Source organism: Bacillus sp. COPE52 (assembly GCF_003355115.1).
Classification (GTDB): Bacteria; Bacillota; Bacilli; order Bacillales; family Bacillaceae_G; genus Bacillus_A; species Bacillus_A toyonensis.
Map to the genome: position 1 here is coordinate 5,804,648 of NZ_CP031292.1, position 656 is coordinate 5,805,303.

General features: G+C 33.1%; 1 protein-coding gene. It reads right to left on the minus strand.

Annotated features, from left to right (window positions below; all coding sequences use genetic code 11):
• Positions 1 to 656, minus strand: a 656-nt coding sequence (locus DPQ31_RS29085) for a putative mucin/carbohydrate-binding domain-containing protein (protein WP_315969877.1), incomplete at both ends; no start/stop codon positions are given.

The window sequence follows — 656 nt, forward strand, 5'->3', positions numbered from 1 at the left end:
GCCTTCTTTGGATCCCATTTCTCATAAGATGTATTTTGATCTTTTGTTTTTACCGGAAGAATGTTACTTTGAATTGATGTATTGCCAGCTGCATCTACGGCCTTCACTGCATATTTATATTCCTTATTAACTGTTAAGTTTTGATCAGTAAACGTCGTTCCTTGTACCGTTTGAATCAATTGTCCATCACGTAATACCTGATATTCTTTTACACCTACATTATCTGTAGAAGGATTCCATTTTAGCTCTACACTGTTAGAAGTAAGGTTGCTTGCATATAATCCTTGTGGCTGTGTGGGAGCTTCCGTATCTGGTTTCGGATTAACAATTTGATTTACTTTCTTTAAGCCTTCCTTTGTAACTTCATAAATTGCTTTTTTATCAAAGTTTTCACGTTTATTATTCTCTAAATTTATTAATGTTGCCCTCTCTCTGCCTTCTAGATGTGTAAGTTCAATAAAATCGCCGATCTTTACTGGAACTTTTTGTGTTTCAGCATTTTGCTGTTTATTCCCATAAAACTCCTTGTTATATACTACTTTACCTAATGTGTTTTGCACTTTAATACTTGCATATGTACTATCAAAGTAGTTATGTGGTACACCTGCTTTTAGATCAATTTGCATTTCTTCTGTTGATTTATTTAAATTTACTTT